At 48.0% G+C, this 4,379-nt stretch carries 3 protein-coding genes and 12 tRNA genes; 13 read left to right on the plus strand and 2 right to left on the minus strand.

The genetic code is table 11. From position 1 onward, the window contains the following. Nucleotides 1–187: 187 nt before the first annotated feature. Both asd and rsgA read right to left on the minus strand, forming a co-directional pair. The gene (gene asd / locus QTO06_RS24940) at nt 188–1,045 is read right to left on the minus strand and encodes an archaetidylserine decarboxylase (RefSeq protein ID WP_005443754.1); all 858 of its coding nucleotides are present in this window, start codon (nt 1,043–1,045) and stop codon (nt 188–190) included. Between the two features lie 116 nt (nt 1,046–1,161). Next, nucleotides 1,162–2,226, minus strand: a complete 1,065-nt coding sequence (rsgA, locus tag QTO06_RS24945; RefSeq protein WP_009707840.1) for a small ribosomal subunit biogenesis GTPase RsgA — start codon at nt 2,224–2,226, stop codon at nt 1,162–1,164. A 128-nt stretch (nt 2,227–2,354) separates the two neighbouring features. Here rsgA and orn point away from each other — a divergent pair, with 128 nt between their 5' ends. The 13 genes from orn (at nt 2,355) to QTO06_RS25010 (ending at nt 4,378) form a co-directional block, all read left to right on the plus strand. Beyond that, complete coding sequence (orn, locus tag QTO06_RS24950) at nt 2,355–2,900, plus strand: oligoribonuclease (protein ID WP_005443758.1); 546 nt, start codon at nt 2,355–2,357, stop codon at nt 2,898–2,900. A 156-nt stretch (nt 2,901–3,056) separates the two neighbouring features. Continuing rightward, a tRNA-Gly gene (locus QTO06_RS24955) sits at nt 3,057–3,132 on the plus strand. 39 nt (nt 3,133–3,171) lie between these two features. After that, nucleotides 3,172–3,248, plus strand: a tRNA-Met gene (locus QTO06_RS24960). A gap of 105 nt (nt 3,249–3,353) precedes the next feature. Beyond that, a tRNA-Gly gene (locus tag QTO06_RS24965) sits at nt 3,354–3,429 on the plus strand. Nucleotides 3,430–3,471: 42 nt separating this feature from the next. Beyond that, a tRNA-Met gene (locus QTO06_RS24970) sits at nt 3,472–3,548 on the plus strand. Between the two features lie 18 nt (nt 3,549–3,566). Beyond that, a tRNA-Gly gene (locus QTO06_RS24975) sits at nt 3,567–3,642 on the plus strand. A 39-nt stretch (nt 3,643–3,681) separates the two neighbouring features. Beyond that, a tRNA-Met gene (locus tag QTO06_RS24980) sits at nt 3,682–3,758 on the plus strand. A 2-nt stretch (nt 3,759–3,760) separates the two neighbouring features. Beyond that, nucleotides 3,761–3,836 (plus strand) — tRNA-Gly (locus QTO06_RS24985). Nucleotides 3,837–3,875: 39 nt separating this feature from the next. Further along, nucleotides 3,876–3,952, plus strand: a tRNA-Met gene (locus tag QTO06_RS24990). A gap of 18 nt (nt 3,953–3,970) precedes the next feature. Beyond that, nucleotides 3,971–4,046: transfer RNA gene (locus tag QTO06_RS24995), tRNA-Gly, on the plus strand. 39 nt (nt 4,047–4,085) lie between these two features. Beyond that, nucleotides 4,086–4,162 (plus strand) — tRNA-Met (locus QTO06_RS25000). A 17-nt stretch (nt 4,163–4,179) separates the two neighbouring features. Then, nucleotides 4,180–4,255 (plus strand) — tRNA-Gly (locus QTO06_RS25005). A 50-nt stretch (nt 4,256–4,305) separates the two neighbouring features. Beyond that, nucleotides 4,306–4,378 (plus strand) — tRNA-Gly (locus QTO06_RS25010). Nucleotide 4,379: the final 1 nt, after the last annotated feature.

A 4,379-nucleotide genomic window follows, 5' to 3' on the forward strand; every position in this document is an offset into this window, starting at 1 on the left:
GCCAAATTAGGTGGTTGGAAAGATACCAAGAGGACGGGCAGAGCTTCAATAAAGGCACTTTGGGAAGGATGGTTTAAACTGCAAACCATCCTTGAAGGCTACGAGCTCGCAATGTCTCTTGATCACTAGACTTGTGATCAAGAGACAGCCGTAAACGGAGGCTTCAAAGTCAGTTTGAGTAGGAGTCTTACTGCTGATGAGCGTAAGGTGTACCCATTACGGTTGGCTTACCATTTTCCATGCTTTCATCGAATGCGATAGCATCTTTTGCAAAAAGGTTGATAACGGTTGAGCCAAGCTTGAAGCGCCCCATTTCTTCGCCTTTCTTCAAGATAACCGCTTTATCGCCTTCAGCAGGGTAGTCCCATTTGTAAACCGAGTTACCACGTGGTGGCGTGATAGTGCCAGCCCATACTTGCTCGATGCTACCTACGATGGTTGCACCAACCAGTACTTGTGCCATTGGACCAAACTCAGTATCAAAGATACATACCACGCGTTCGTTACGTGCGAATAGATTTGGCACGTTCTCTGCGGTTAGTGGGTTTACCGAGAATAGGTCACCAGGTACGTAAATCATCTGGCGCAGTGTACCGTCACATGGCATGTGTACACGGTGGTAATCACGAGGTGATAGGTACAAGGTTGCGAAAGAACCGTCTTGGAACTCTTCCGCTAGTTTTGCGTCACCGCCAAGTAATTCTTGTGCCGAGAAGTTATGACCTTTAGCTTGGATAAGCTGGCCGTCTTCAATTGGACCGAATTGGCTTACACACGCGTCCGCAGGGTGAGTAATCACGGCATCGCCTTCAGCAATTGGGCGTGCGCCTTCCTTTAGCTCACGTACAAAGAACTCATTGAAGGTTTTGAAGTGTTTAGGATCGGAGTGCTTCGCCTCATCCATGTTCACGTTGTATTGCTTGATAAACCAGCGAATGATTGCTGTTGTTAGACCGCCAGCCTCAGCTGAAGCCAGTTTGCCCACTAGGCGTGTTAACCCATGTTGTGGGATCCAGTACTGCAGTCCAACTTTAATCTTGTCCATCTTTAATTCCGATACTTCTGTTTGATTCTCGCTTTAGGGCGCGTGATGTTACTGAAATTTAATCTGCTTGTCAGTATTAGGTGATGATTTCTTACACAGTTGCAGTCTTAACTCAGCTACAGATCCGCTTTCTTGCTGCGTGAGTACTGACGGTTTGCTTTGTTTTCACTCATGCTTTCTAGGATGCGATGGTAGTTTTCAAAACGGACTTCACTCACTTCGCCTTTTTCCACGGCTTCTCGCAAGATACAGCCAGGATCGTCGTTGTGCTTACAGTCGCGGAACTTACACCCACCAAGATAAGGACGGAATTCAACGAACGCTTTGGTCACTTCTTCTGCTTCTAAGTGCCACAGGCCAAACTCACGTACCCCTGGAGAATCGATCAGATCGCCGCCAGTAGGGATGTGGTACAAGCGAGCAGCTGTAGTGGTGTGTTGACCCAAGCCTGAGTTCTCAGAGATCTCGCCTTCTTCCACTTCCTGCTCAAGTTCAGGCATCAGTGCGTTTACTAGGCTCGATTTACCTACGCCAGATTGACCAACGAAGATATTGATACGATCACGCAATTGCTCTTCAAGTTCGGCAATGCCCTCGCCTGATTGCTTGCTCACAAACAGTACTTTGTAGCCAATGCGTTTGTATTCTTCTAGCCACTCTTCGTACATTGCTCGATCTTCATCAGCAAGCAAGTCGATTTTGTTGAGTACTAGTAGTGGTGCTATGTTGAGTGTTTCGGAAGCCACTAGGTAGCGGTCGATGATGTTGAGTGAAAGCTCTGGCAAAACCGAAGAAACGATCACCATTTGATCGATGTTCGCGGCGACGGGTTTCAAACCATCATAGTAGTCAGGGCGAGTCAGCATGGATGTGCGAGGTTCTACGGCTTCAACAACACCAGAAATACCAGCCATTGACTCAAGACCTTCGCGCCATAGCACGCGATCGCCTGATACCAGTGATTCGATACCACGACGAAGGTTACAGCGCTGCACTTCACCAGTTTCTAAATCTTCGATGTCAGCATGCTGACCGAAACGAGTGATAACGAGACCCTGTTTACTTGCGCCTAGCATGTTCTCATCCCACTGGATCGACTCTTCTTGCTTCTTTAGGCGTTTTTGTTGGTTGCTGCGTACGCGGCGCACCTGACCTTTGGTTAACTTTTTCTTTTTTGCCACAATCTTGTACTTAATGTGAGTTAACTCAGTTGATTAAACGGAATCTTCGTCAATCGAGTGAGTATCGTGTTTCAAGTATTTTCAGGTATAGTACCTCTTTTATCGATAAACAAATAGGCGGCGTAATCATGTCCTTTAGCGATCAAAACCTGATTTGGGTGGATTTAGAGATGACAGGGCTCGATCCTGAAACGCATAAAATCATCGAAATTGCTTCTATCGTCACGGATAGTGAATTGAATATTTTGGCTGAAGGTCCTGTTCTTGCTGTCCATCAGCCAGAAGAAGAATTGGCTAAGATGGACGACTGGTGTACTAATACACATACGGCAAGTGGTTTGGTTGAGCGTGTTCAAAACAGCCAGATTTCCGAGCAAGATGCTGTTGCGCAGACCATTGAGTTTCTCGAAAAATGGGTACCAAAGGGCGTTTCTCCAATTTGTGGTAACAGCATTGGTCAGGACCGTCGATTCTTGTACAAACATATGCCTGAGTTGGAAGAATACTTCCACTACCGTTATTTGGATGTAAGTACGCTAAAAGAACTGACTCGCCGCTGGAAACCAGAAGTGTTAGACGGTTTTTCGAAGCAGGGCACGCATCTGGCACTGGATGATATCCGTGAGTCGATTGCTGAGCTAAAGTACTACCGCGAAACGATCTTTAAGATCTAACTGTTAAGGCTGCGATCCAAATTGTTGTAATTAATGAGCGTTTTGCTTGCTTTTTCATCTGTTGGTAAAAAAATAAAGTTTTTTTGAACGAAGGACTTGCATCACAAAAAAATGCTCTTATAATTCGCAGCCCTGAACGACGGAAACGTTGTTGATGCGACACTAGCTCAGTTGGTAGAGCGCAACCTTGCCAAGGTTGAGGTCACGAGTTCGAACCTCGTGTGTCGCTCCAATTTTATAGCTCTCATTGTGCTTAACAATGAAATACGGACGCGGGATGGAGCAGCTTGGTAGCTCGTCGGGCTCATAACCCGAAGGTCGTCGGTTCAAATCCGGCTCCCGCAACCAAATTCAAGACAGTTTGATCGTTATTTATCATAACCCTCAGGCCGTCGACGGATGCGCCGCCCGGATCAAATCCCGGCTCCGCAACCAATTCTCTTTTGAGAATATGCGACACTAGCTCAGTTGGTAGAGCGCAACCTTGCCAAGGTTGAGGTCACGAGTTCGAACCTCGTGTGTCGCTCCAAATTAAAAGGCTTTCATCATGCCTCAAATGGTGAAATACGGACGCGGGGTGGAGCAGCTTGGTAGCTCGTCGGGCTCATAACCCGAAGGTCGTCGGTTCAAATCCGGCCCCCGCAACCAATTCTCTTTTGAGAATATGCGACACTAGCTCAGTTGGTAGAGCGCAACCTTGCCAAGGTTGAGGTCACGAGTTCGAACCTCGTGTGTCGCTCCAATTTTATAGCTCTCATTGTGCTTAACAATGACATACGGACGCGGGATGGAGCAGCTTGGTAGCTCGTCGGGCTCATAACCCGAAGGTCGTCGGTTCAAATCCGGCTCCCGCAACCAATGCGACACTAGCTCAGTTGGTAGAGCGCAACCTTGCCAAGGTTGAGGTCACGAGTTCGAACCTCGTGTGTCGCTCCAATTTGATAGCTCTCATTGTGCTTAACAATGAAATACGGACGCGGGATGGAGCAGCCTGGTAGCTCGTCGGGCTCATAACCCGAAGGTCGTCGGTTCAAATCCGGCTCCCGCAACCAATTCTCTTTCGAGAATATGCGACACTAGCTCAGTTGGTAGAGCGCAACCTTGCCAAGGTTGAGGTCACGAGTTCGAACCTCGTGTGTCGCTCCAATTTGATAGCTCTCATTGTGCTTAACAGTGAAATACGGACGCGGGATGGAGCAGCTTGGTAGCTCGTCGGGCTCATAACCCGAAGGTCGTCGGTTCAAATCCGGCTCCCGCAACCAATTCTCTTTGAGAATATGCGACACTAGCTCAGTTGGTAGAGCGCAACCTTGCCAAGGTTGAGGTCACGAGTTCGAACCTCGTGTGTCGCTCCAATTTTCTCAAGGTAGAAAGCAATAGCCCTCATTGTGCTTAACAGTGATATGCGACACTAGCTCAGTTGGTAGAGCGCAACCTTGCCAAGGTTGAGGTCACGAGTTCGAACCTCGTGTGTCGCTC

The organism is Vibrio sp. M260121 (genome assembly GCF_036533715.1).
Lineage (GTDB): Bacteria > Pseudomonadota > Gammaproteobacteria > Enterobacterales > Vibrionaceae > Vibrio.

What these genes read in the sequence shown, in the direction of transcription:
- asd (WP_005443754.1), bottom strand. Translation starts at nt 1,045, where the DNA reads ATGGACAAGATTAAAGTTGGACTGCAGTACTGGATCCCACAACATGGG.
- orn (WP_005443758.1), top strand. Translation starts at nt 2,355, where the DNA reads ATGTCCTTTAGCGATCAAAACCTGATTTGGGTGGATTTAGAGATGACA.